The organism is Ancylobacter sp., assembly GCF_965279025.1.
In the GTDB taxonomy this organism is placed as follows: domain Bacteria; phylum Pseudomonadota; class Alphaproteobacteria; order Rhizobiales; family Xanthobacteraceae; genus Ancylobacter.
Window position 1 is genome coordinate 4,263,534 of sequence record NZ_OZ257132.1, and the last position, 25,406, is coordinate 4,288,939.

At 67.9% G+C, this 25,406-nt stretch carries 21 protein-coding genes; 8 read left to right on the forward strand and 13 right to left on the reverse strand.

Features of this window, described 5'->3' with window-relative positions:
• The first annotated feature begins 99 nt into the window (after window positions 1–99).
• Window positions 100–3,939, forward strand: a complete 3,840-nt coding sequence (gene putA, locus ACQY76_RS19915; protein WP_428030422.1) for a trifunctional transcriptional regulator/proline dehydrogenase/L-glutamate gamma-semialdehyde dehydrogenase — start codon at window positions 100–102, stop codon at window positions 3,937–3,939.
• A 48-nt stretch (window positions 3,940–3,987) separates the two neighbouring features.
• On the opposite strand, the gene ACQY76_RS19920 is transcribed toward putA, so the two are convergent.
• The 5 genes from ACQY76_RS19920 to ACQY76_RS19940 all read right to left on the reverse strand — a co-directional run bounded on the left by ACQY76_RS19920 (window position 3,988) and on the right by ACQY76_RS19940 (window position 10,402).
• Window positions 3,988–5,316, reverse strand: a complete 1,329-nt coding sequence (locus ACQY76_RS19920) for a glutamate decarboxylase (protein WP_428033067.1) — start codon at window positions 5,314–5,316, stop codon at window positions 3,988–3,990.
• A 302-nt stretch (window positions 5,317–5,618) separates the two neighbouring features.
• Window positions 5,619–7,157 carry a TolC family protein gene (locus ACQY76_RS19925; protein ID WP_428030423.1) on the reverse strand — a complete coding sequence of 513 codons (1,539 nt, stop codon included), beginning with the start codon at window positions 7,155–7,157 and terminating at the stop codon, window positions 5,619–5,621.
• Between the two features lie 4 nt (window positions 7,158–7,161).
• On the reverse strand, window positions 7,162–9,039 hold the full coding sequence (locus tag ACQY76_RS19930; RefSeq protein ID WP_428030424.1) for an FUSC family protein: 1,878 nt from the start codon (window positions 9,037–9,039) through the stop codon (window positions 7,162–7,164).
• Complete coding sequence (gene mdtN / locus ACQY76_RS19935; RefSeq protein WP_428030425.1) at window positions 9,023–10,072, reverse strand: multidrug transporter subunit MdtN; 1,050 nt, start codon at window positions 10,070–10,072, stop codon at window positions 9,023–9,025. Before mdtN ends, ACQY76_RS19930 begins: the two co-directional genes overlap by 17 nt.
• Window positions 10,073–10,075: 3 nt before the next feature.
• The gene (locus tag ACQY76_RS19940; protein ID WP_428030426.1) at window positions 10,076–10,402 is read right to left on the reverse strand and encodes a YtcA family lipoprotein; all 327 of its coding nucleotides are present in this window, start codon (window positions 10,400–10,402) and stop codon (window positions 10,076–10,078) included.
• Window positions 10,403–10,654: 252 nt separating this feature from the next.
• Here ACQY76_RS19940 and ACQY76_RS19945 point away from each other — a divergent pair, with 252 nt between their 5' ends.
• Both ACQY76_RS19945 and ACQY76_RS19950 read left to right on the forward strand, forming a co-directional pair.
• Window positions 10,655–11,770, forward strand: a complete 1,116-nt coding sequence (locus ACQY76_RS19945; RefSeq protein WP_428030427.1) for a linear amide C-N hydrolase — start codon at window positions 10,655–10,657, stop codon at window positions 11,768–11,770.
• 7 nt (window positions 11,771–11,777) lie between these two features.
• Window positions 11,778–12,638 carry a hypothetical protein gene (locus tag ACQY76_RS19950; RefSeq protein WP_428030428.1) on the forward strand — a complete coding sequence of 287 codons (861 nt, stop codon included), beginning with the start codon at window positions 11,778–11,780 and terminating at the stop codon, window positions 12,636–12,638.
• 11 nt (window positions 12,639–12,649) lie between these two features.
• On the opposite strand, the gene ACQY76_RS19955 is transcribed toward ACQY76_RS19950, so the two are convergent.
• Window positions 12,650–13,510, reverse strand: coding sequence for a helix-turn-helix transcriptional regulator (locus ACQY76_RS19955; protein WP_428030429.1), 861 nt, complete (start codon window positions 13,508–13,510; stop codon window positions 12,650–12,652).
• A gap of 109 nt (window positions 13,511–13,619) precedes the next feature.
• On the opposite strand from ACQY76_RS19955, the gene ACQY76_RS19960 reads away from it, so the two are divergent.
• From ACQY76_RS19960 to ACQY76_RS19980, 5 genes are all read left to right on the forward strand, one after another.
• Window positions 13,620–14,795, forward strand: a complete 1,176-nt coding sequence (locus ACQY76_RS19960) for an ABC transporter ATP-binding protein (RefSeq protein WP_428030430.1) — start codon at window positions 13,620–13,622, stop codon at window positions 14,793–14,795.
• Window positions 14,776–15,939 carry an ABC transporter substrate-binding protein gene (locus tag ACQY76_RS19965; RefSeq protein WP_428030431.1) on the forward strand — a complete coding sequence of 388 codons (1,164 nt, stop codon included), beginning with the start codon at window positions 14,776–14,778 and terminating at the stop codon, window positions 15,937–15,939. Before ACQY76_RS19960 ends, ACQY76_RS19965 begins: the two co-directional genes overlap by 20 nt.
• A gap of 102 nt (window positions 15,940–16,041) precedes the next feature.
• Window positions 16,042–16,905 (forward strand): ABC transporter permease, encoded by an 864-nt coding sequence (locus ACQY76_RS19970; protein WP_428030432.1) that lies wholly within the window; start codon window positions 16,042–16,044, stop codon window positions 16,903–16,905.
• A complete protein-coding gene (locus ACQY76_RS19975) occupies window positions 16,905–17,720 on the forward strand; it encodes an ABC transporter permease (RefSeq protein WP_428033068.1) in 816 nt (271 codons plus the stop codon). The genes ACQY76_RS19970 and ACQY76_RS19975 overlap by 1 nt, the downstream gene beginning before the upstream one ends.
• Window positions 17,721–17,727: 7 nt before the next feature.
• Window positions 17,728–18,489 (forward strand): SDR family NAD(P)-dependent oxidoreductase, encoded by a 762-nt coding sequence (locus ACQY76_RS19980; RefSeq protein WP_428030433.1) that lies wholly within the window; start codon window positions 17,728–17,730, stop codon window positions 18,487–18,489.
• Window positions 18,490–18,495: 6 nt separating this feature from the next.
• On the opposite strand, the gene ACQY76_RS19985 is transcribed toward ACQY76_RS19980, so the two are convergent.
• The 7 genes from ACQY76_RS19985 to ACQY76_RS20015 all read right to left on the reverse strand — a co-directional run bounded on the left by ACQY76_RS19985 (window position 18,496) and on the right by ACQY76_RS20015 (window position 25,388).
• Window positions 18,496–19,578, reverse strand: coding sequence for an ABC transporter ATP-binding protein (locus tag ACQY76_RS19985; RefSeq protein WP_428030434.1), 1,083 nt, complete (start codon window positions 19,576–19,578; stop codon window positions 18,496–18,498).
• On the reverse strand, window positions 19,575–20,378 hold the full coding sequence (locus ACQY76_RS19990) for an ABC transporter permease (RefSeq protein WP_428030435.1): 804 nt from the start codon (window positions 20,376–20,378) through the stop codon (window positions 19,575–19,577). Before ACQY76_RS19990 ends, ACQY76_RS19985 begins: the two co-directional genes overlap by 4 nt.
• A gap of 4 nt (window positions 20,379–20,382) precedes the next feature.
• A complete protein-coding gene (locus tag ACQY76_RS19995) occupies window positions 20,383–21,249 on the reverse strand; it encodes an ABC transporter permease (protein WP_428030436.1) in 867 nt (288 codons plus the stop codon).
• A gap of 135 nt (window positions 21,250–21,384) precedes the next feature.
• Window positions 21,385–22,425: an ABC transporter substrate-binding protein gene (locus ACQY76_RS20000; protein ID WP_428030437.1), complete on the reverse strand. Its 1,041-nt coding sequence runs from the start codon at window positions 22,423–22,425 to the stop codon at window positions 21,385–21,387.
• Between the two features lie 73 nt (window positions 22,426–22,498).
• Window positions 22,499–22,813 (reverse strand): NIPSNAP family protein, encoded by a 315-nt coding sequence (locus tag ACQY76_RS20005; protein ID WP_428030438.1) that lies wholly within the window; start codon window positions 22,811–22,813, stop codon window positions 22,499–22,501.
• An 11-nt stretch (window positions 22,814–22,824) separates the two neighbouring features.
• The gene (locus ACQY76_RS20010) at window positions 22,825–24,312 is read right to left on the reverse strand and encodes an aldehyde dehydrogenase (RefSeq protein ID WP_428030439.1); all 1,488 of its coding nucleotides are present in this window, start codon (window positions 24,310–24,312) and stop codon (window positions 22,825–22,827) included.
• Complete coding sequence (locus tag ACQY76_RS20015) at window positions 24,309–25,388, reverse strand: LLM class flavin-dependent oxidoreductase (protein ID WP_428030440.1); 1,080 nt, start codon at window positions 25,386–25,388, stop codon at window positions 24,309–24,311. The genes ACQY76_RS20010 and ACQY76_RS20015 overlap by 4 nt, the downstream gene beginning before the upstream one ends.
• Window positions 25,389–25,406: the final 18 nt, after the last annotated feature.

Genomic DNA, 25,406 nt, shown 5'->3' on the forward strand with positions numbered 1-25,406 from the left:
GTTGCGACCCTCGCTAGGTTGACCGACGAAGAGGTTGCACCTTTTTAGCCGTCGGGTTACACCTCATCTGGATCAGGTCGCAATATAGGGGTTCTCTTCATGTCTCAGACGACCATTGGCGTGAAGATCGACGAAGAGCTGCGTGCCCGGCTGAAGGCCGCCGCCGAGCGCGAGGGTTGCACCCCGCACGCCCTCGTCAAAAGCGCCCTGACGGCTGCCATCGAGCGCACCGAGCGCGGTCTCGGCGCCATTCTGCAGCTTGACATGGCAGCAGTTCCTGCAGCCGGCGCTGGCACCCTTCCGTCGGATAGCCCGTTCCTGCCCTTCGCCCGCGGCATCCAGCCCCAGAGCGTGCTGCGCGCCCGCATCACCTCAAGCTACCGCTTGCCGGAAACCGATGCCGTCCCCGTCCTCATCGGCCCGGCCACATTGCCGGCGGCAAAGGCGGAAGCCGCCAGAGCCCGCGCCCGTTCCCTGGTGGAGGCGCTGCGCGAGAAGGGGCAGAAGGGGCCGGTGGAAGGCCTCATCCACGAATATTCGCTCTCCAGCCAGGAGGGCGTCGCGCTGATGTGCCTCGCCGAGGCCCTCCTGCGCATTCCCGACCGCGCCACCCGCGACGCGCTGATCCGCGACAAGATCGGCCATGGCGACTGGCACGCCCATGTCGGCCACAGCCCCTCGCTGTTCGTCAATGCCGCCACCTGGGGCCTCGTGCTCACCGGCAAATTGACCTCCACGTCCAGTGAGGCTGGTCTCACTGGCGCTCTCACCAGACTCATCGGTCGCGGCGGCGAACCGCTGATCCGGCGCGGCGTCGATGTCGCCATGCGGATGATGGGCGAACAGTTCGTCACCGGCCAGACCATCTCCGAGGCGCTGGCCAATTCCCGCCGCATGGAGGCGAAGGGCTTTCGCTATTCCTTTGATATGCTTGGCGAAGCCGCCACTACCGAGGCCGACGCGCAGCGCTATTTCGCCGATTACGAGCAGGCCATCCACGCCATCGGCAAGGCGTCGGCCGGGCGCGGCATCTATGAAGGGCCGGGCATCTCGATCAAGCTCTCGGCGCTGCACCCGCGCTACAGCCGCGCGCAATATACCCGTGTCATCAACGAGTTGCTGCCGCGCGTGACAGCCCTGGCGAAACTGGCGCGGCACTATGACATCGGCCTCAACATTGATGCGGAGGAGGCCGACCGCCTCGAAATTTCGCTCGACCTGCTTGAATCACTTTGTTTCGATGAGGCGCTAAACGGCTGGAACGGCATCGGTTTCGTCATTCAGGCCTACCAGAAGCGCTGCCCCTATGTGGTCGATTTTCTGATCGACCTCGCCCGCCGCTCCGGCCACCGGCTGATGGTGCGTCTGGTGAAGGGGGCCTATTGGGACAGCGAGATCAAGCGCGCGCAGGTCGACGGGCTGGAAGGCTTCCCGGTCTATACACGCAAGGTCCACACCGACGTCGCCTTCCTCGCCTGCGCCCGCAAGCTGCTGGCCTCACCAGATGCGGTGTTTCCGCAATTCGCCACCCACAACGCCCAGACCCTTGCCACCGTCATGGAAATGGGGGGCGCCAATTTTTATGCCGGGCAGTACGAGTTCCAGTGCCTGCACGGCATGGGCGAGCCGCTTTATGAGGAGGTCGTCGGGCGCGAGAAATTCGGCCGGCCGTGCCGTATTTATGCGCCGGTGGGCACGCATGAGACGCTGCTCGCCTATCTCGTGCGGCGCCTTTTGGAGAATGGCGCCAACACCTCCTTCGTCAACCGCATCGCCGATCCTGCCGTGCCGGTGGACGAGCTGACCGAAAGTCCCGTCGAGGCGGCGCAGCGGATCGAGCCGCTCGGCGCGCCGCATCCCGGCATCGCCGCCCCGGCCGATCTGTTCGGTGACGAGCGACGCAATTCAGCCGGTCTCGATCTCTCCAACGAGCAGCGCCTGGCGTCACTGGCCGCCGCCCTGCTCGCCGGCAGCGCCGCCCCGCTGGCGGCGAAGTCTTTGCTCGCAGAACCCTTGGTGGACAAGGGCGCCGCGCGTGCGGTGCTCAACCCGGCCGACCGCCGCGACCATGTCGGCATGGTCGAGGAGGCGACGCCGGAGATCGTCGCTCGCGCCATGGAATTCGCCCACGCCGCCGCGCCGATCTGGCAATCCACCCCGCCCACGGAGCGCGCCGCCTGCCTGTTCCGCGCCGCCGAGCTGATGGAAGCGCGGATGCCGGCGCTGATCGGCACCATCGTGCGCGAGGCCGGCAAATCCTACGCGAACGCCATCGGCGAGGTGCGCGAGGCGGTGGACTTCCTGCGCTATTATGGCGCCCAAGTGCGGAACGGTTTCTCCGGCGACACGCACCGTCCTCTCGGCCCCGTGGTCTGCATCAGCCCGTGGAATTTTCCGCTCGCCATCTTCGCCGGGCAGGTCGCTGCCGCATTGGCGGCGGGAAATGTCGTGCTTGCCAAGCCCGCCGAGGAAACGCCGCTCATCGCCTTCACCGCTGTGGAGATCCTGCGCGAAGCCGGCGTCCCGGCGGGCGCGGTCCAGCTCCTGCCGGGTGCCGGCGAGGTCGGGGCGGCGCTGGTGGGCGACAGCCGCACGCGCGGCGTCATGTTCACCGGCTCCACCGAGGTGGCGCGGCTGATCCAGCGCCAGCTCGCCACCCGGCTCAATCCAGATGGCAGCGTCATCCCGCTGATCGCCGAAACCGGCGGCCAGAACGCGATGATCGTCGATTCGTCGGCTCTGGCCGAACAGGTGGTGGCCGACGTGCTGGCCTCTGCCTTCGATTCTGCCGGCCAGCGCTGCTCGGCGCTGCGCATCCTCTGCCTGCAGGAGGACGTGGCGGACCGCATCCTCGACATGCTGAACGGCGCACTCAACGAACTCGTGGTTGGCAATCCGGTACGTCTGTCGACCGATATCGGGCCGGTCATCTCGGCCGAGGCGAAGGCCGGCATCGAGGTGCATGTGGAGCGGCTGCGCCAGGCCGGCTGCCGCGTCTCGCAATTGGCGCTGAACGAGGACGCGCGCCACGGCACCTTCGTGCCGCCGACCCTGGTCGAGATCGGCGATGTCGCCGATCTCGCGCGCGAGGTGTTCGGCCCGGTCCTCCACGTGGTGCGCTACCGCCGCGACGAACTCGATCGCCTCATCGAGGCGATCAACGCCACCGGCTACGGCCTCACCTTCGGGCTGCACACCCGCATCGACGAGACCATCGCCCGCGTCGGCGCGCGCATCGAGGTCGGCAATGTCTATGTGAACCGCAACATCATTGGCGCCGTGGTCGGGGTGCAGCCCTTTGGCGGGCATGGCCTTTCCGGCACTGGCCCGAAAGCCGGCGGTCCGCTTTATCTCGGCCGCCTGCTGGCACGCCGCCCTCCCGCTCTTCTTGCTCCGCGGGAGGCGCCTGCCCCGGCTCGGCTCTGGGTCGATTTCCAATCCGACACCGGCACCCGCACGCTGTGCGCTGCGGCGCTCGACGCCTCGCCCTTCGGCCACAAGGTGGAGCTGCCCGGCCCCGTTGGCGAGCGCAATCTCTATGCGCTCTCGCCGCGCGGCACAGTTCTCTGCCTCGCCGCGACGCCGAAGGGCCTTGCCGTGCAGATTGCCTCGGTGCTCGCCACGGGCAACCGCGTGCTGCTGGAAGGATCGCTCCTGCCCCCGCTTCCCGACGCCTTGAAGGAGTGGGTCGGCCTGACCGACAGCCACGCCGGCGCGAGCTTCGATGCCGTGTTGTTCGAGGGCGACAGCGATGCGCTGCGCCTGCTCAACGAGGCCATCGCCGGTCGCGAAGGGCCCATCGTGCTGGTGCACGGGCTCGCGCCCGACGACATTGCGCGCGGCGAGGCCTACCCGCTGGATTTGCTGATGCTGGAGCGTTCCACCAGCACCAACACCGCCGCCGCCGGCGGAAATGCCAGCCTGATGACGCTCGGCTGAGGCCACTGGAAGCGGCCGGACGCACCGCAGCGTCCCGCCGCTTCGCGCTCAATTATGGTTGAACCCTGCCGCCTCATCGTCGGTGAGCGGGTGGGTAACGGGGTGCTTGGCGAAAAAGTCGAGCGCCCGCCGGAGATCGTCGAGCAGCAGGCTCGCGAGGTCGCGGCTCACGCCGTGCCGGACAAGAATGCGCTGGATGACGAGATCCTGCCGGTTCGCCGGCATGGAATAGGCCGGCACCTGCCAGCCGCGCGAGCGCAGGCGGTCGGCGAGATCGTAGAGCGTGTAGCCGCCGAAACCCTTCTCGTCCTTCAGCTTCCAGCACAGTGCCGGAATGCCCTGGCCCCGGTTTCCATCATAGAGCATCTCGAACGGACCGAGGGCGGCGATCTCGCGCGCGAGATATTCCGCCGTGTCGTAGCAGGCGTTCTGGATCTTGGTGTACCCCTCCCGCCCGAGCCGGACGAAATTATAGTATTGCGCAACGACTTGCCCGCCGGGGCGGGAGAAGTTGAGCGCAAAGGTCGGCATGTCGCCGCCGAGATAGTTCACGTCGAAGACCAGTTCCGGCGGCAGGTCGCTCGCCTCGCGCCAGATCACCCAGCCCACGCCCAGCGGCGCGAGGCCGAATTTGTGGCCGGAAGCGTTGATCGACTTCACGCGCGGCAGGCGGAAATCCCATTCGATGTCCGGCGCGCAGAACGGCGCGAGAAACCCGCCCGAGGCCCCGTCGACATGGATGGGGATGTCCAGCCCGGTCTCGGCCTGCAGACTGTCGAGCGCGTCGCTCACCGCCTTCACCGGCTCGTACTGGCAGGTGAAGGTAACGCCGAGGGTGGGTACGACGCCGATCGTATTTTCGTCGACACGCGCCAGCACCTCTTCCGGTGTCATGATCAGCCGGTCGCCCTCGAGCGGAATTTCGCGCAGCTCGACGTCGAAATAGCGGGCGAATTTGTGCCAGCAGATCTGCACCGGGCCGCAGATCATGTTCGGCCGGTCGGCCGGCTTGCCCTCCTTGGCGCGCCTCTTGCGCCACTGCCATTTGAGCGCGAGACCTCCCAGCATGGCCGCCTCCGACGAGCCGACCGTCGAGCAGCCGATCGTCGTGGTCGGGTCCGGCGCGTTCCACAGGTCGGCCATCATGCGCACGCAGCGCGCCTCGATCTCGGCGGTTTGCGGATATTCGTCCTTGTCGATCATGTTCTTGTCGATCGACAGGTCCATCAGGTCGCGTATCTCGTCGTCCACCCAGGTCTGGCAGAAGGTGGCGAGGTTCTGGCGCGAATTGCCGTCCAGCATCAGCTCGTCACGCACCGCCGCGAATACGTGGCGCGGCTCTCTCTGCACCGCCGGGAATTGCGAGGTGGGCAGCATTCCGAGCAGATCGGCCGACGAATAGATGTCGTCGAGGAGGTCATTGCGCAGGTCGGTGCTGGAAGTTTCCGACGTCAAGACAAGCGTCCTTTCAGGATGAGGCGGCACGAACCAGGGAGCGAGCGGCTCGGACCCTCTGGGTCTGTCAGCGAGGGCCGGGCCTTGAGGTGTGGCCTGGCGTCGAGCCTGCCCAAGGTGCGGGAGGATGGTGGCGATAGCTACCCATTACCGGGAATTAAGCGGCATCAATGCCCCGAAATCAACCAACCTGCCGTTCGGGCATGTGGGGTGCGGGCATCCCCTCACCTGCCGGTCAGCCCGGCCGGAACGTCGCTTGACGTCATGGCGCCGAGCACGAAGGCGAGGTTGGCGGCCGCCACCAGCGAGGCCGCATGGGCATCCGATTGCGCCTGCCGGGCGGTGAGCAGGCCGCTGTCGGCAGCGGTCGCGGCGGTGATGTCGCCGACGCCGCTCGTATAGGCGTCCAGCGCCGCGTCATAGGTTACCGAGGCGGCACTGACGAGAGCGGTCGCCGCGCGATAGGACGCCAGCGCCGAGCGCAGCGTGTCCGCGCTGATGACGATCTCCCGCGCCGCCGCATCGCGCGTCTGCTCGAAGGTGGCCTCGCTCGCGGCCGCCAGCGATTCCGCGTTCTTGAGCTGCGCCGCGCGCAGGCCGCCATCATAAATCGGCATGGTCACGCCGAGCAGCACGCCGGTGGTGGACGCCTGCTGGCCGATGGTCGGCAGCCCTGTCGCGCTGAAGCTGGCATCGCCGCCGGCCGCCACCGCGCCGAGGAACACTTTCGGCATGAATTCGGCCTGCGCCGCGCCGATGGCCGAGCGGCTCGCCTTCATCGCGGAGAATGAGGCGAGCACGTCCGGGCGGCGGGCGAGCGCGGCCTTGATCATCTCCTCCGTCGGCGCACCGACGCTCGCCGGCAGGGCGCGCCGACCCGCCTCGCGGATGTTCACCCGCGTCATCGGCGACACGCCCATGGCGGCGAGCAGCATCTGGTAGGCGTCGCGCTCGGCACCTTGCGCCTGCACGAGGCCGAACTGCGCCTGCGCCACCAACTGCCGCCCCTGCGCCACCTCGACCGTCGTGCCGCGTCCCCCGTCATTTCGCGCCTGCGCCGCCGCAGAAATCTTGCGGGCGTTGACGGCGTTCTGCTCGGCGATGTGCACCCGACCGCGCGCGGCGCTGTAGAGGAAGTAGCTGCGCGTCACGTCGTGGATGATCTTCTGGTGCGCGCCGTTGAACAGGATGTTGGCGGCGGTGGCGTTGTGGCGCGCCGTCTTGTGCAGCGCGTCGCGCTGGCCGAAATCGAACAGCAGCCACTGCAGCGCCACCTGCGGCGACACGCCCTCGACCCGGCTCGACACCTGGTTCGTGCTGCCGATTGCCACCGGCAGCGAGGCCGAGACATCCTGCCAGCCACCGATCACATTGGCGGAGATGAAGGGCAGATAGGTCGCCTCCACCATCCCGGTCGCCAGCGCCGCCTGCCGCGCCTGCTGCCACGCGACGCGGGTCAGCGGGTTTTGCGTCTGGGCGATGTCGATGAGTTCCGGCAGGCCGTAAGGTCGGCGCGGGTCGATGCCGGGCGTCGGCTGCATCTGCGCCACTTCCGGCTCGGCCGGCACGCTGAAGCTCTTGGCGGAAGAAGCCGGGTCGCTCCCGTCAGCCGCCGTCGGCGGAGTGTCCGGCGTCCATGGCTGGTCGTGGCTGGGCGGCGCTGTCTTCAACGCGCCGGTCGCGCAGCCTGGCAGCAGGAGAGCCACGAGCACCAGCCAGAGCGGGCTGTTGCCGGAGCGGAAAAGCGGGCGATGCGCGGCCATGCCCCTACCCCGCCGCCAAGGCCGCGATGCGTTCGGCCCGCAAAGCGAGAGCGTCAGGTGCTGTGTCGGGCGGCAGCTCGGCTGCGCCGGCGTCCCCTTCCCCCTCAAGTGCCATCTGCTCCGCTGCCTGCGCGAAACGGCGCGACGTGTCGGCCGGGACATCGCCGGCGAACATCAGCACCGGCAGCACCGAACGGGCCTCCTCCGCAAGCCGACGCAGGCGGCGAATCATCGCTTCCGGCGGGCGCTGATGCGCGGGCTCGAAGGGCAGCAGGGCGAGCGCCGCCCGCGCCTTGGCGAGTTCCGTCTCGACGATACCGGCGTCGGTCAGTGCCTGGGTACGGACTTCCGGCGTCAGCGCCGCGAGGCGCGAGAGTGCCTCCAGCGCCCGCGCCAGCCTTTCGCGCACATCGGCCACGGCGCTTTTCGGCCAGATCAGCGTGAAGACGAGATAGACGACGAGGTTGCCGAGCAGGATACCGACAATGCGGTCGCGGGCGGCGTCCATGTCGGTGCTCGGCGCGAAGCCGTCGAGAATGGTCAGCAGGAAGGCCAGGCCGATCTGCACGCCGCCATACGAGATTCGCTCATTGCCCGACGAGACCCACGCCGCAACCAGCACGCCGGCAAAGACTAGCGCCATCAGTCCGCCGACGGATTGCAGATGCGGAATGACGAACAGGATCGCGCCGAGCCCGAGCACCGCCCCAATCAGGCAGCCGGTGATGCGCAGCGCAAGCTTGTGCACCGTCTCGCCGGTGGTGCCGAGCGCCGCGACATAGCAGGTGACCATGGCGGTGTGGATGCCCTGCCAGTCGATCAGCGAATAGATGAGGTAGCAGGCGATGGCCGCTGCCGTTGTCTTCAGCGCATAGCGCTGGTGGTCGGGGTTGGTGAAGGCGTCCCGCGCCAGAAAGGACGGCTTGACGGCCATGGCGGCGCTGCCGCCATTCGGTTGCGCCAGCCCGGCCAGGGCGTCCCGGGCGACACCGGGCGCGCCCGTTGCCGTCTCCGCCGCACCGGGCAGAGGCTCCGGGCGACGGCCATCGGCGATGAGGGAGGCGGCCGAGCGGCACTGGTCGGCGAGGGCGTTGCGGGCGTCGGAACCGAAATTGGCCGGTGGCGCCGCCGACGCCAGAAGCAGACGATAGGCCGTCGCCGTCGCACCGGAAAGCCAGTTCAGTTCTGCGGTCGGCGCGGTGTGGAACAGGCGCGCCAGCATGGCCTGCTTGTCGCTTGCCTCGAAGCCCGCTTCCAGCTCTTCGCGCAGCGGTGTGCGAGAGGCGCCAGCCAATGCCGACGCGGCGGCCTCAAGCCGGCGGACCACGGTCCCGCGCAGCAGCCGATGTGGCGAAGTGCCCAGTATCATTGAGAAAATCGCCAGAAGCACCATCGGCACCACGGCCATCTGCCAGGCGTAAAGCAGGCCCCGCGTGACGATTTCGCCGGCCGGCACCTGGTCCACCAGCGTCAGCACGAACGCGATGACGAGGGCGATGATGGCGCCGATCTCGCCGAGTTGTGACGCCGAGCTGAGGAACAGGAACGCGAAGGACGTCGCCGCAATCACCGCTATGCGCAGGAGCGGCTGGTCGGCCGTGAGCTGGATGATCGGTGCGATGAGGAGGACGATGAGGCTGACGAGGACGATGAGACCGAGCGCCTGCCCGACATTCTCCGCCCCGTTGGGCCGCATCAGGAAGATGATGAGGTAGCAGCTGATCGCCGATTCCGGCACCTTGTAGAGCATCGCCGTGCCGCAGACGATGGCGCACAGGAGCGCGATCCGCCAGGTCATGGCGAAGCGCCCCGGGAAAGGCTGGAGATCGGCCCAGCCCTGCCGGAGGATATCCGCCCAGGGCGATTCAGCAGTCCGTGTCATGGTGCACGGTCGCGGTGGCGGAGGCGCCGATGCGCATCAGGTCGGCGGGGGGATCGACGAGGCGGATGCGGACGGGGAAGCGCTGCGCCACCCGCACCCAGTCGAGGCTCTTGGGCACGAGTGGCATCTTGCGCGGCAGGCTGATCTGCTCGGTCGACTGCACGCCCCAGCCGATGCCCTCCACCCGGCCACGCATCTTCACCGCGCGATTGGCGAGGGTGTAGACGGTGGCACAATTGCCCACGCGAATGCCGGCGAGCTCGGTCTCGATGAAAGCGGCGGAGGCGTACCAGGCGCTGGTGTCGATGAGGACGAAGACCGACTGGCCCGGCAGCACATATTCGCCGACCGCCGTCTCCAGCCCCACCACCTTGCCGTCGAAGGGCGCCGCCACCTGCGTGTCGCTCAGCGCCCGCTCGGCAATCGCCAAGGCGGCGCGGCGCGCCTCGACCATCGCCACCGACGCCGCCGTGTCGCCGACCAGAGCGACAGCCGCGCCTTCCTGCTGCAGCGCCTGCTTGAGACTGATGTCGGCGTCGCGCTTGGCAGTGGCGGCGTCGTCCACCTGCTGGGCGCTGACATAGCCCTTGGGCCGCAGAGCTTCGAGCCGGCGAAGGGTCTGCGTCGCGAGCTCGAGATTCTGCCGCGCCCGCGTTACCTGGTCCTGCGCCACCACGGCATTGGCCCGCTCGGCGGTCACGGTGCGCTGCTTGTCGGCCAGCGCTGCCTCGGCGAGCGCGAGGTCCGCCCGGGTCTGCTCGACCTGCAACCGGTACGTCGTCGGATCGAGCGCGAACAGCAACGCGCCCTTGCGCACGGTATCGTTTTCCCTGACGCCGATGGCGACGATACGGCCGGGAACGGAGGCGGATATCGCCGTCACGTCGGCGGTGAGTTCGGCATCCTGGGACAGCGGATTGAGCTCGGCGTTGCGCAGATATGTCCAGCCCAGGAAACCGGCCGCCAGCACCGCGACAAGGCTGACGACGACGCCGAGGTCGCGGCGCGGGGCGGGGCGATGCTCCGTGTCCAAGCCCTACCTCCCGAAGCCGAGGAGGGAGACCGCAAAGCCGATGGCGGCGGCGATGCAGACATAAACCGGAAGCCGGATCGGCAATGCGTCGTCTATGCCCGCCCGGATGAACACGAGCCGCACGAGGATCGCTCCGAAGATGCCGATCAGCGCCGCCAGCAGCCAGGAGGGGAAATAGGCGCCGAACAACGGGATGGCCGGCGCGTCGGCGGAAACACAGCCGGCGAGCGGCAACGCCGCCCCAACCACCCAAGCGGCGCGCAGCCGCCGCGCGGCGGGATGCTCCGATGCGCGGATCAGGCAGGCCGCGTCAGGAAAGCCGTCGGTCAATGGCTGTCTCCGCAGGGCCGTGCGCGAGTCGCGATTCCCCTCGGTAAACGGGTAGCAAGGCCGTGGCACGAGAGCAAATTCCCGGTGGTATCGCGGCGGGCCCGCTCCGGGAGGTGATCCTCCGGGGTGACCCTTTTCCCTCCTCCTGAATCATGTCACCAACCTCTGGCCACAGAGGCTGAGCACGCGCGAGCGGGCACCGAGGCAGGAAGGTGACGCTGCCGCCTAGCCGAACCGAAGGAGCAGGACGAGATGTGCACATCGCTGAGTTATCGCGACGCGCAGGGGAAGGTGTATTTCGGCCGCACGCTCGAACTCACCCTCGATCTGCCTTACCAGATCGTCTACTTCCCCGTCGGCTTCCCCAGCCATTCGGTGGTCGAGGGACATCCGGCCGCCGACTATGTCGCGCGCCATGCGATGCTGACCGTGACCATGCCCTATCGGATTCCGACGCCAGACGCCCCCATCGGCATCGACGACCTGAAGGTGCTGGAAGGACTGAACGACAGGGGCTTGACCTTCAGCCTGCTCTCCTACCCCACGGCCGCCGGAAAGCATCGCTCGGTGGCGATGACGCAGGCGGTGCTTTCCGCCTCCGATCTCGGCACCTGGTGCCTGGGCCAGTTCGCCACGGTTGCGGAAGTGAAGGCCGCGCTGGGCGACCAGCCCATCGTGCTGGTGCCGCTCGCCATGCTCGGCGGCGTGGAATCGCCGTTCCATTATGTGGTCCACGATGCCACCGGGGCCGCATTGGTGATCGAGTTCGACCAAGGCGAGATGAAGGTCTATGACAACCCGGTCGGCGTGATGACCAATGGCCCGGATTTCGGCTGGCACCTGACCAACCTCAACAACTACACCTTCCTCAGCAATGTCGACCAGTCGGCGGCGCGGTTCGGCGGCTACAGCGCGGTGCAGCCGGATTCCGGCATCGCGACAGCCGGGCTGCCGGCCTCCAACACGTCGGTCGGTCGCTTCGTGCGGGCCGCCTATTACACGCAGTTCACCGAGAAGGCGGCGACGCCGGACCTCGCGGTGCGGACGCTGGCGCACATCCTCAACAATTTCGACCGTCCGCGCGGGGCGAGCATCGATTATCCCGGCCAGGGCGGCGCCCATATGGAAGTTGCGGGGCTCGACCAGCCGGCATCCGAGCCCTACGCGACGGAATATACCTGCTGGACCAGCCTGTCGGATCTCGACCGCAAGCAGTTCTTCGTCCGTGACTACAGGAGCCTGAACTTCACCCGCTTCGACCTCGCCGCCCTGGCGGATGTGCGCGAGCCTAGGGTTCTGCCGGTCCACCTGCTCGACGGCGAGGCGCTGGATGCCACCGCTGCGCTGAAGGGCGCAAAGGCGGCGTGAGCCGCCCATGAGAGCGCCTGTCCTGCAATTGCCCGGCCTGCGCATGCACATTGCCGGGCCGGGGCCCTTCATTACCCGGCGCAGCTATGCCCTTGAGGGGCGGCGCATCGTCTGGCGGGCGCGCCAGCACCGCAAGGGACTGGAACGCGCCGCCCGGGCGCTGGAGAACGCGCCGGTCCCGTTCTGGCAGACGCACGCCTATAATTGGTGGACGGGCGGGCTGTTCGCGCTCGGCTCGCTGCTGTTCATGCTGGGGAGCCTGCTCAGCCTGCTGCCGGCTTCCGCCGGACTCGCGGCGACACCGATCAACCTCATATTCTTCATGGGCTCGATCCCGTTCACCGGGGCCGGCTATCTCCAGCATTTTCAGGCCGCCAATGCCGGCGCGTTCACGCTCAACCCGGCCGATGCCGCCGCCCCGCGCCATATTTCCCTGATCGGCTGGCATCCCCACAGCGCCGGATGGCTGAGCACCTTCACCCAGTTCATCGGCACGGTGGCGTTCAATTTCAACACGTTCGACCCGCTGACGGCCGGCGGCGGCTGGTATGCGCAGGATGTCGCCGTCTGGCTGCCGGGAATGATCGGCTCGGTGCTGTTCCTCGTGTCCGGCTATCTCGCCTTTGCCGAGACCGGGCATGGCTACTGGAGCTGGCGGCCACGGCAGCTCGACTGGCGGATCGCCTTCGTGAATCTTCTGGGCTGCGGCGCCTTCATGGCGGCCTCGACCCTTGCCTATGTGCCGCGCGACGGCGAGGCGTGGTGGATACCGGACCTCGCCAATATTCTGCTGTGCCTCGGCGGCCTGGGCTTCTTCATCGGCGCGGTGCTGATGATGCGGGAGAGCGCCTCCGCCGCGCCGGGCTGAACGCCCTGCGGTCACGGCTTGCGTTTCATGATCGCCACGAAATGCGCGAACAGGCCGGCCTGCGAATTGATGTTGAGCTTGCGGTAGATATTGCGGCGGTGAACCTTCGCGGTGCCGGCCGAGATGGACAGCAGGCGGGCGATCGAATCGGCCGAATGGCCCTGCAGAATGAGGTCGACCACCTCGCCTTCGCGAGCGGTCAACGACAGATCCTGCCAGATCTTGCCGCGGTCGACATCTCGCCCCGCCTGCCCTTCCGCGCCGCGCGCCCGCCGTCCACGCCCCTCTTCGCCGATCACCTGCTCACCCCAGCGCAGACGGCACAGCGCGACGACGATGGGCGCCAGCTCGCGCAGCAGGCGCACCTGCGCCGCGCCGAACGCCCCCGAGGCTGCCCGCCGCATCAGCGAGACCACCACGCTCGCGCCATTGGCCAGCGGCACGAAGAAGCCGACCTCCTCGGCCAGCACGGTCTGGCTGTAATAGGAGCGGTAATATTCGCTCGCATAGAAGCGGTCCGGCGCCAGCTCGCGCATGCGCCGGAAACCGTCGATCCGCTCGATGGCGGCGTGGTAGAAGGGATCGAGCAGATACGGACCCACCTGGTACAGGGTCACATAAACATGGCTTTCCTCGGCGTTGAAGGTCTCGAACAGCAGCGGTGGCCGGGCGGTGCCGCGATAACCGAAGGCGACGCAATGGTCGAACGGCACATGCGCCCGCAGCCAGGCGATGAGGGCGTGGCCGAAGGGATCGTCCCCCGGCTCGACGATGACGTTGGCGCTGCGCTCATGCGCGGAAGCGATGGCCTCGGCCAGCCGCTCCGCCGCTGGCGAGGCCTTTTGAATGCCGTTCCGGCCAATGCCCAGCATCTATACCCCTCTTGACGCATAAATAGGCTCTTTCTACCACTTGGAAGGTATATACCCTGTGACGCGCCGCTATTAGCCTTTTCGTCCATCGACGACCCTGGCTGTTCGCATGGAACGGCCGGAAAGCTGCGGAGATCGCCCGGTGGCAGGCCAGCAGACCCTCGACATCGAGTTCCGCGGCGTGAGCAAGCGGTATGGCGAGGTCACGGCGGTCCATCCCACCGATTTCACCGTGCCCAAGGGCGCCTTCGTCGCGCTGCTCGGCCCCTCCGGCTGCGGCAAGACCACCTGCCTGCGCATGATCGGCGGCTTCGAGCAGCCGACCACCGGTCAGGTGCTGATCGCCGGCGCCGACATGTCGGACGTCCCGCCCTACCGGCGCCCGGTCAACATGGTGTTCCAGCATTACGCGCTGTTCCCGCATTTCGACGTCAGCGCCAATGTCGCCTATGGCCTGCGCCAGATCCGCCCGCGGCTGACCTCCTCGGAGATCGCCCGCCGCACCGCCGACGCGCTGGCCATGGTGCAGCTCGCCGGCTTCGGCAGCCGCAAGGTGCACGAGCTTTCCGGCGGCCAGCAGCAGCGCGTGGCGCTGGCGCGGGCGCTGGTGAACCGGCCGTCGGTGCTGCTGCTCGACGAGCCGCTCGCCGCGCTCGACAAGAAGCTGCGCACCGACATGCAGATCGAGCTGCAGAACCTGCAGCGCGAGCTCGGCATCACCTTCGTGCTGGTCACCCACGACCAGGAGGAGGCGCTGTCGATGAGCGACGTGGTGTGCGTGATGAATGGCGGGCGCATCGTGCAGCTCGGCGCGCCCCACGAGATTTATGACCGCCCGGCCGACCGCTTCGTCGCCGCCTTTGTCGGCAAGACCAATTTCCTCGACGGCACCGTGCTGGCCGGCGATGCAGGCGCGGGCCGGGTCCGCCTCGCCAATGGCATGGAGGTCGGCGCGCGGCTGGTGGGCGACGCCGCGCCGGGGAGCGCGGTCTCGGTCAGCCTGCGCCCGGAGGCGCTGCGCCTCGGCGCGGCTGAGGGCGGAACGGGGCTCAGCGGCGTCATCCGCAACCGCATCTTTCTCGGCTCCACCGCCGAATACGCCATCGAGGTGCCGCTTCTCGGCACCCTGCTCGCCACCGCCGAGCATGACGCGGCGCACAGCGACCTCCTGAAACCGGGCGACCGCGTCGCCATCAGCTTCAATCCGGGCGCGCCGCTGGCGTTTCCGGCATCGGACAACAAGACCAGACAGAGGGAATCCAGCAATGTCGAAGTCGTATCGTGACGGCCTGCCGATATCGGCACGGGAATTCATCGATCAGCTGCTGCGCTTCCGCCGCGGCTCCATCAGCCGCCGGCACTTTCTCGGCGTGACCGGCCTCGGCGCCGCCACCGCCGTGCTTGCCGGCGAGTTCGGGCTGCGGCCGATGCCGGCCTATGCGGCGGGCGAGCTCGGCGACCGCATGTCGATCGCTACCTGGCCGAACTACCACGACCCGCAGACCTTCATCGATTTCACCACCAAGACCGGCGTCGCCGTCGAGGTGAACGTGTTCGGCTCGAATGAGGAAATGCTGGCCAAGCTGCAGGCCGGCGCCTCCGGCTGGTCGCTGTTCGTGCCGACCAATTACACCATCTCGACCTATCGGGAGCTCGACCTGATCGATGCGCTCGACCTGTCGAAGCTACCCAATTACGACGCCGCCGCGCAGAACAAGCGCTTCACCGCCGAGGGCGAAGTGAACGGCGTGCTGTGCGCCGTGCCGAAGAACTGGGGCACCACCGGTTTCGCGGTGAACACCAAGAAGCTGACGCAGCCGATGACCAGCTGGAAGGACTTCTTCGATACGTCCATGACCACCGGCAGCGGGCGCTCGATGGTGCATGACTATCAGCTGACCACCATCGGCAACGCACTGAAATATTTCGGCTATTCCTTCAACTCGCTGAAGCCGGACGAACTCGCCAAGGCCGAGGAACTGCTGCTGAAGGTCAAGCCGCATCTCTTCGCCATCTCGAGCGACTACCAGCCCGCCATGCGTAATGGCGACGCCTGGCTGACCATGTGCTGGACCAATGACGGGGCGCAGCTGCACCGCGACATTCCCGAGATCGACTATGTGCTCGGCAAGGAAGGCGGCGAGATCTGGACGGATTTCTACGCCGTTCCGAAGGACGCGCCGAACAAGGCCGCCGGCTATGCGCTGGTCAACTATCTCATGGACCCGAAGGTGGCGGTGAAGGAGCACATCGCCAATGGCGCGCCCTCGACCGATTCCCGCGTCAACGCGCTGCTGCCCAAGGACCTGCTGGACAACCCGATCCTCTACCCGGCCGCCGACCTGCTCGCCCCGCTGGAATTCGGCGCGGCGGCGACGCTGACTGACCCGGCCCGCGCCGAACTGATGGCCCGCTTCAAGTCGGCCTGACCCAACGCAGCTTTTCGGGAGCGCGGCTGACGCGCTCCGGTTGCCCCTCTTTCGGGAGCGCGGCTGACGCGCTCCCGAGCCACCTCGTGAAATGGACGTCGAATGTCGAGCGCCGCCGCACGCAAGCGACTGGTCACGGCCCTGCTGCTCGCCCCGGCAGCGGTATGGCTGTTCCTGTTCCTCGTGCTGCCCTTCGTGGCTATCGTGGTGTTCAGCCTCGGCGAGCGGGCGCCGGCGGGCGGTTACCAGCCCGCCTTCACCCTCGCCCAATATGCCAATCTGCCGGCGCGGGCGACGGCGTTCTGGAACACGCTGGTGCTGGCCCCGGCGGGGGCGCTGGCCTGCCTGCTCATCGCCTATCCAGTGGCTTATTATCTGGCGATCAGGGTGCTGCCGCAGCGCCGGCTGCTGCTGGTGGCGCTGATCGTCATTCCGTTCTGGACCAGCCTGCTGATCCGCACCTATGCCTGGATGTACATTCTCGGCGCGCGGGGCATTCCGGCCTTTCTGGAGCTCATCGGCCTGCCGGATATGCGGTTCATCAACACGCCGGGCGCGGTGCTGCTGGGCATCATCTATGGCTACCTGCCGCTGATGATCCTGCCGATCTATATCAGCCTGGAGCGGCTCGACCGCCGGCTGCTGGAAGCCTCGGCGGACCTCGGCGCCACGCCGTTCTCCACCTTCTTCAGCGTCACGCTGCGGCTCTCGCTGCCCGGCATGATGACAGGCTTCTCGCTGGTGATGATCCTGCTTCTGGGCGAATACCTCATCCCCACCTTGCTGGGCGGCGGCAAGGTGTTCTTCATCGGCAATGCGCTGGTCGACCTGTTCCTGCAATCGCGGAATTGGCCCTTCGGCTCGGCCATCGCGGTGGCGCTGGTGGCGATCGCCGTTTTGCTGCTGCTGGCCGCCAACCGCCTCACCGCCCGCCTTTCCGGCGCCCGACAGGTCGACCTGCTATGATGCGCGCCTTCGTCGTCGCCGTTTACGGCTTCCTCTATTTGCCGATCGCGCTGGTGGTGCTGTTCTCCTTCAATGCGGGACGGCACGCGAGCGACTTCACCGGCTTCTCCGTCCAATGGTACGGGCGGGCGCTCTCCAACACGTTTTTGATGGAAGCGCTGACCAACAGCTTCATCGTGGCGACGGTGAGCGCGGCGCTGGCGGCACTGTGCGGCACGGCGGCCGCCATCGGGCTCGGCCGTGTCGGGCCGCGCACACGCGCCGTGTTCGACGCTTTGTTCGGCGCCGCCATCGTCGTTCCCGGCGTGGTGATCGGCATTGCGACGCTGGTGGCACTGGTGCAGCTCTTCGGCATCGTCAACCCGATGATCGCGGCGCTGTGGCCGAGCGATGCCCCCCCGCGCCTCTCGCTCGGCTATGGCTCGATCATCGCCGCGCATGGGCTGTTCTCCACCGCGCTGGTCACCATGATCGTGCGCGCCCGGCTCGGGGCGCTGGGGCGCGACATGGTCGAAGCGTCGAGCGATCTCTATGCGAGCCCGTTCACCACCTTCCGCTCCATCGTGCTGCCGCAGATCACGCCCGCCATCCTTGCCGGGTTCCTGCTGGCCTTCACCTTCTCCTTCGACGATTTCATCGTCGCCTTCTTCGTCGCGGGATCGCAGACCACCCTGCCGATCTATGTCTTCGCGTCGATCCGGCGCGGCGTCACGCCGGAGATCAACGCCATCGGGGCGCTGGTGCTCGCCGGCTCCATCCTCCTCGTCATCCTGGCCCAGCTCCTGCTCCGCCGGCGCCGCCCAGCCTCCGCATAGGTTCATCATGATTTTGAAGGACAAGGTCGCCATCGTCACCGGCGCCGGGTCGGGCATCGGCCGTGCCGGCGCGCTCGCCATGGCCGGCGAAGGGGCGTTCGTCGTCGTGGCCGACCGCGACGGCGGCGCCGGCGAGGCGACGGTCGCGGCGATCCACGCGACGGGGGGGCGGGGGGAGGCGGTGACGACCGATGTCGATGTCGACGCGCAGGTCGAGGCGCTGGTGGCCGGCGCGCTGGCCCGCCATGGCCGCCTCGACATCCTGCACAGCCATGCCGGCATCCAGGTGGGCGGCCCGCTGACCGAGGTGACGCCCGAGGGCATGGACCAGTCGTGGCGGATCAATGTGCGGGCGCCTTTTCTCGCGGCGCGCCTCGCCATGCCGGCGATGATCGCACAGGGCGGCGGCGTCATCCTGATCACCGCCTCCAATTCCGGCATGTTCTATGACCGCGAGATGATCGCCTACACCACCTCCAAGCACGCCGTCGTCGCGATGACCCGGCAGATGGCGATCGACTATGCGCGGCACAATGTGCGGGTGAACGCGCTCTGCCCGGGTTGGGTCGACACGCCCTTCAACGCGCCCTTCATCGCCCAGATGGGCGGGCGCGACGCCATCGAGGCCTATGTGCGCGACAAGATTCCGATGGGGCGCTGGGCGAGCGCGGAGGAGATTGCGCAGGCGATCCTGTTCCTCGTCTCCGACCGCTCGTCCTTCATGACCGGACAGGCGCTGGTGGTCGACGGCGGCGAAAGCATCGCCTGACGGCGCTCACGCCGCGAACAGCCGCGCATCCCCCGGCGCCCAGCTGAGCCGCACGGGCTGCCCCGGCTGGTGGCCGGCGGGCGGCAGCATGTGCGAGGGCATGCGCACATTGAGCGCGCCGCCCCATGCCGTGGTGACCGCGAAATGGAAGGTCTCGCCGATGAAGGTGGCATCGGAGAGCACCGCGTCGATGCCGGGCGGCGCGTCCGCAGAAGGCTGGGAGAGGCGCAGGCGGTCGGGGCGGATCATCAGCCGCGCCGCGGCGCCGGGCCGCGCTCCCCGGTCGATCGGCAGGGCTGTCAGCCGGCTGCCGTCGGGCAGCACGATGTCGGCCCGGTCGTCGCTCTGCGCGGCGACGGTGCAGTCCAGGAAGTTGGAATGGCCGATGAAGCCGGCCACAAACTGCGTGCAGGGCGCCTCGTAGAGCTCCCGCCCCTTGCCGACCTGCTCGATGCGGCCGTGATTGAACAGCGCCACCCGGTCGGAGAGGCTGAGCGCCTCCTCCTGGTCGTGCGTCACATAGAGAATGGTGACGCCGGTCTCGCGGTGGATGCGGCGGATCTCGACCTGGATCTCCTCGCGCAGCTTCTTGTCGAGGGCGGAGAGCGGCTCGTCCATCAGCAGCAGCGGCGGGTCATAGGCCAGCGCCCGCGCCAGCGCGACGCGCTGCTGCTGGCCGCCGGAAAGCTGCGCCGGCAGGCGGGCGGCGAAGCTGTCGAGCCGCACCAGCGCCAGCATCTCCTCCACCTTGCGCGCTATCTCCGCCGCCGGCCGTCGCCGCACGCGCAGGGGAAAGGCGACGTTCTCCGCCACGGTGAGGTGGGGGAACAGCGTATAGCGCTGGAACACCATGCCGATGTTCCGCTTGTTGGCGGCATCGCGGAGAATGCTCCGCCCCTCCAGCCGGATGTCGCCGGCGCTCGGGTCGAAGAAGCCGGCGATCATGTAGAGCGTGGTGCTCTTGCCGGAGCCGGAGGGCCCCAGAAACGTCATGAACTCGCCGCGCGCAATGTCGAGCGACACGTCGTCGACGGCGGCGACCTTGCCGAAATGCTTGGAAAGACTGTTGATTTCGAGGAAGGCGGTCATGTCCGGGCGTCGTCCTTCTTCAACAGTGCGATAAGGCCCATGAGACCGGCCGTGAGGGCGATGAGGAGGGTGGAAACCGCCGCGATCACCGGTGAGAGGTCCTGCCGCAGCGTGCTGAAAATGCGCACCGGCAGAGTCTGCAAATCCGGGCTGGCCATGAAGATGGCGATGACCACCTCGTCCCAGGAGGCCAGGAACGAAAACAGCGCCGCGCTAACCAGGCCGAGGCGGATGCCCGGCAGGGTGACGCGCAGCTTCGCCTCCAGCGGGCTGGCGCCGCAGACGATGGCCGCCGTCTCGATGTCGCGGTCGAAGCGCTCCAGCGCATTGGAGAGCGCGATGATCGAGAAGGGCAGCGCGACCACCAGATGCGCCAGCACGAAGCCGATGAAGGTGCCGTTGAGGTGCAGGCGCAGGAAGAACGCATAGAGCGCCACCGCCAGCACCACCACCGGCAGGATCATCGGCGTGAGGAACAGCGCGCGCAGCACCTCGCGCCCGCGAAACTCGCCGCGCGTCAGGCCGAAGGAGGCCATCAGCCCGATAACCACCGACAGCACCGTGACCACGGCGGCGATCTGGAAGCTGGTGAGGAAGGAGGCGATCCATTCCGGATCGGCGAACAGTTCGCCGTACCAGCGCAGCGTCCAGCCCGGCGGCGGGAATTGCAGCCAGCGCGAGGAGCCGAAGGACAGGCCGATGATCAGCAGGATCGGCAGCAGCAGATAGGCGCCGACCAGCACGCTGATCAGGGTCAGCACCAGCCGCCAGGGCCCGAGGCGCGAGAAGTCGAGCAGCATCGCTTCAACTCCTCGCCTGGCCGAAGCCGAAGAAGCGCAGCTGCACCGCATAGATCGCCAGCGTGACGGTGAGCAGCACCAGCGCCGCCGCGCCGGCGAGCCCCCAGTCGAGCAGCGACTGCACCAACTGGGCGATGAGTTCGGCGAGCATCATGTTGGAGGTGCCGCCAAGCAGCGCCGGGGTGATGAAATAGCCGAGCGACATCACGAACACCATCAGCGCCCCGGCGGCGATGCCGGTGGCCGTCAGCGGCAGCATCACGCGGGTGAAGGCCTGCCAGCGCGTGGCGCCGCACAGCGACGCCGCCTGGAACACCGCCGGGTCGAGCGAGCGGATGGTGGCGTGCAGCGGCAGGATCATGAAGGGCAGCATGATGTAGGTCATGCCGATGGTGACGCCGGCGAGATTGTTGATCAGCGGCAGCGGCTCGGAAATGACGCCGAGATTCATCAGCGTGCGGTTGATGAGGCCGGTGCGCTGCAGCAGCACCATCCACGCATAGGTGCGCGCCAGCAAATTGGTCCACATGGACAGGATCACCACTGCGAACAGCAGCTTCGACCAGAAACCCGGCGCGATGGCGAGGAACCAGGCGACCGGGAAGCCGAGCGGCACCGTGAACAATGTCACCGTGCCGGCGACCAGGAAGGTGTTGCCCAGCACCTTCAGATAGGTGGTGGAGGCGAAGAAGGCGGCGTAGTTCTGCAATCCCGGCTGCGGGTCCAGCACGCTGCGCAGCAGCAGGGCGAGCACCGGCAGCACGAAGACCAGCCCCACCAGCGCCAAGGCGGGCGCAATGGCGGCGAGGCCGGCCGGAAGCCGGCGGGGGCGCGCCAGTGGCGGAGCATGCGCGGCATGCGAAAGGGTCATCGAAGGGCTCGCCTTGGCCGGCCGCGCGGGCCGATCCGCTGGACGATGAAAACGCGCAGGCCGATGGCGTCACCGGCCTGCGATGCTGTCTTCCTCGCGGCGCCTCGTCCGGGCGGAGGCGCGGAGAGCAACGCCCTATTGCGCCTGCCAGGCGTACCAGCGCTTGCCGATCTCGTCGCGATGCGCGGCCCAATAGGCCATGTCGAGATTGATCTGCGAGCCGGTGTGCTGGTCGGGCAGGTTGGCCGCCACGTCCTTGGGCATCAGCGCCGCCGATTTGACGTTGACCGGCGCATAGCCGCTATCGGTGGCGAAGCTCGCCTGGCCTTCCGGGCTGGTCGCCTGCGCGAGGAACTTCATCGCCGCCGCCTTGTTCTTCGCGCCCTTTGGCACGACGAGCATGTCGGCGGCGGTCAGGTTCTGCTCCCACGAGATGCCGACCTTCTCACCGCTCTGTTCCAGCGCGAACAGCCGGCCGTTCCAGAACTGGCCGACCGGCGCCTCGCCCGAGGCGAGAAGCTGCTGCGACTGCGCGCCGGTGCCCCACCAGACGATGTCCGCCTTGATGGTGTCGAGCTTCTTGAAGGCGCGGTCGAGGTCGAGCGGGTAGAGCTTGTCGGCCGGCACGCCGTCGGCCAGCAGGGCGATTTCCAGCACGCCCGGCGCCGACCATTTGTAGAAGGTGCGCTTGCCGGGAAAAGCCTTGGTGTCGAACACATCCGCCCAGCTCTTCGGCGCCTTCTCCCCGAAGCTGGCCGGGTTGAAGCCGAGCACGAAGGAATAATAGAAGCTGCCGACCGCATGGTCGCTCACGAAGCGCGGGTCGAGGTCGGCGCGGTTGACGACACCGAAATCGATCGGCTCCAGCAGGCCTTCCTTGGCGGCGGCGGCGGCGAAATCCGCCTCGACGTCGACGACGTCCCAGGCGACGTTGCCGCTCTCCACCATGGCTTTCAGCTTGCCATAATCGGTCGGGCCATCCTGCTTGACGGCGATGCCGCTCTTCTTGGTGAAGGGCTCGGCCCAATCCTTCTTCTGAGCGTCCTGGGTGGTGCCGCCCCAGCTGGTGAACACCAGCGTGTTCGACTGGGCGATGGCGACGCCGAGCCCGGTGCCGGCGAGGAGGGCACCGAAGGTCAGCGCTGTTGCGAGGCGCATCCTGTTGCTGCGAGACATGTCGAATTCCCCTGTGGATCTCTGTCGCGCCGGCGTTTCGCCGGCAGATGGCGGCGCTTGTCGCGCTCGGGTCTCAGTCCAGCGGCGAGAACGAGGTCGGCAGGAGAATCTTGTTCTCCATGACCTCGATCAGCGCCTGGATCTTGGGAAGGAAGCTCAGCCAGGCCGGGTCGGCGTTCAGCCGGGCGCGGCGGGCGGCGCGGTCGTCCAGGCTGGCATAGGCCCAGATGTGGACGATCTCGTTGAGCGGGCCGATATCGCTGGTGAAATAGCCCACCAGCTGGCCGAGATGCGCCTTCTGCAACGCAATGCCCTCCTCCGCCACGAGCTTCACATAGGCGGGAACGGTGCCGGTCTTCAGCCGGTAGGTGCGCATCTCGTAGAGCATGGCGGGCCTCTTCAGCGCATCACGAAGGGATCGGCGATCGGCTCGTCGCTGGTGCGGATCCAGACCGATTTTGTGCGGGTGTAGTCGCGTATGGATTCGGCGCCGCCTTCGCGGCCGAGGCCGGACTGGCCGTAGCCGCCGAACGGCACGACGGGCGAGACCGCGCGGTAGGTGTTCACCCAGACGATGCCGGCGCGCAGCTTGCGGATAAGCCGGTGGGCGCGGGTGAGGCTGGAGGTGAAGACGCCGGCCGCCAGGCCGAACGGGCTGTCATTGGCCTTGGCGATGGCATCGGCCTCGCCCTCGAAGGCGATGACCGACAGCACCGGGCCGAACAATTCCTGCGCCGCGCACGGCACCTCGTTGCCGGCACAGGAAAGGATGGTCGGCGCGTAATAGAGCCCGGCCTCGAACCCTGCCGGCCACCCGCCGCCGGTGACCAGCACGGCCCCGGCCTCCAGGCTTGCCGCCACCGTCGCCTCGATATGGGCGAGCTGGCGCGGGGTGGCGAGCGGGCCCATCTCGGTCGCCGGGTCGTTCGGGTCGCCGATGCGGATGCGCTCGGCCTTCGCCACCAGAATGGCCAGCAGCTTTTCGCGCACGCTCTCCTCGACAAAGAGCCGCGAGCCGGCGACGCAGCTCTGGCCGGAGGCGGCGAAGATGCCCGCCACCACCGCATTGGCGGCGCTCTCCAGATCGGCATCGGCGAAAACGATGACCGGCGACTTGCCGCCGAGTTCCAGCGTGGTGAAGGCGAGGTTTTCCGCCGTGTTGCGCACCACATGGCGCGCCGTGGCCGGCCCGCCGGTGAAGGCAACGCGCGCCACCAGCGGATGGGCGGTGAGGGTGCGGCCGCATTCCTCGCCGAAGCCGGTGAGGATGTTGACGACGCCGGGGGGAAAGCCGGCCTCGTGGACCAGCCGGGCAAAGGCCAGCAGCGGCGCCGGGCCGTCCTCGGAGGCTTTCAGCACCACGGTGCAGCCGGCCGCCAATGCCGGGCCGAGCTTCACCGCCGAGAGAAAGAGCTGCGAGTTCCACGGCACCACCGCCGCCACGACGCCGATGGGCTCGCGGCGGACATAGGCTTCCATGTCCAGCTTGTCGACGGGCAGGTGCGCGCCCTCGAACTTGTCGGCGAGGCCGCCGAAATAACGATAATATTCCGCGACATAGCCGATCTGTGCCCGCGTCTCGCGGATGATCTTGCCGGTGTCGCGCGTCTCCAGCTCCGCCAGTTCCGGCGCATGGGCGGCGACGAGATCGCCGAGCCGGGTCAGCAGCCGGCCGCGCTGGGTGGCGGTGAGGTCGGCCCATGCCGGATCGTCGAAGGCGCGGTGGGCGGCGCGCACGGCGCGGTCGACATCGGCGGCGCCGGCGGCGGGCATCGAGGCCCATGCGGCGCCGGTCGCGGGGTCGAGGCTGTCGAAGCGCGAACGGCCCTCGACGAAGGCGCCGTCAATATAGAGCCGGAAATCGTCGCGAAGCGCGGGCGCGGTCATGAGCGGGCTCCTCGCGCCATCGCCGCGACGGGCGGTGCGGGCGCGAAGGCCGGCATCACTTCGCGGATGAACAGATCGAGCGACCGGGTCTTGCGGGCATGGCTGATGCCGCTGTCGATCCAGATGGAGAACTGGTCGTAGCCCATCGCCTCATAGCCCTTCAGGCGGGCAATCACCTCGTCCGGCCGGCCGATGACGAGATTGCGGCGCACCACCTCCGGGGCATAGTGCGGCTGGCCCGCCCGCTCTTCCTCCGTCAGCGGCGCCATGATGCCCTGCCGGATCGGCCGCTTATTGGCGAACCACGCGCCGAACAGCCCGTAAAAGGCGGAGAGGTCGTCGGCCAGCCGGTCCACCTCGGCATCGGAATCCGCCACGAAGCAGTGCTGCAGCAGCATGATCTGCGGGCGCGGCAGCTGCGGGTGTGCCGCCACGGCGCCGTTGAAACGCTCCATCAGGCTGGCGACCTCGCCATCGCCAGCAGCGAGCGGGGTCACCTGCACATTGCAGCCATTGGCCACCGCGAAGGCGTGGCTATTGGGGTCGCGCGCCGCGATCCACACCGGCGGGCCGCCGGCCTGCACGGGCTTGGGCGAGGCGGTGGTGGCGGGGAAGGAGAAGAACTCGCCCTCATGGGCGTAGTCGCCCTGCCACAGCTTCTGCACCGCCGGCACCAGCTCGCGCATGCGCAGCCCGGCGCCCATGGCGTCGAGGCCCGGCAGCAGGCGCTCATATTCGAACATGTAGGCGCCGCGCGCGATGCCGAGGTCGAGCCGGCCCTTGCACGCGACATCCATCATCGCCGCCTCCCCCGCGAGGCGGATCGGGTGCCAGAACGGCGCGATGACATTGCCCGTGCCGAGCCGGATGGTGGAGGTGCGCGCGGCAAGATGCGCAAGCTGGATGAACGGGTTGGGCGCGATGGTGAACTCCATCGCATGGTGCTCGCCGATCCACACCGTCTCGAAGCCGGCGGCCTCGGCGGTCAGCGCCAGTTCCTCCACCTCGTCGAACAGCCGGCGATGGGGAATGGCGGGATCGGCGCGTTCCATGTGGACGAAGAGGGAGAACTTCATGATCCGTGATCCCCGCTG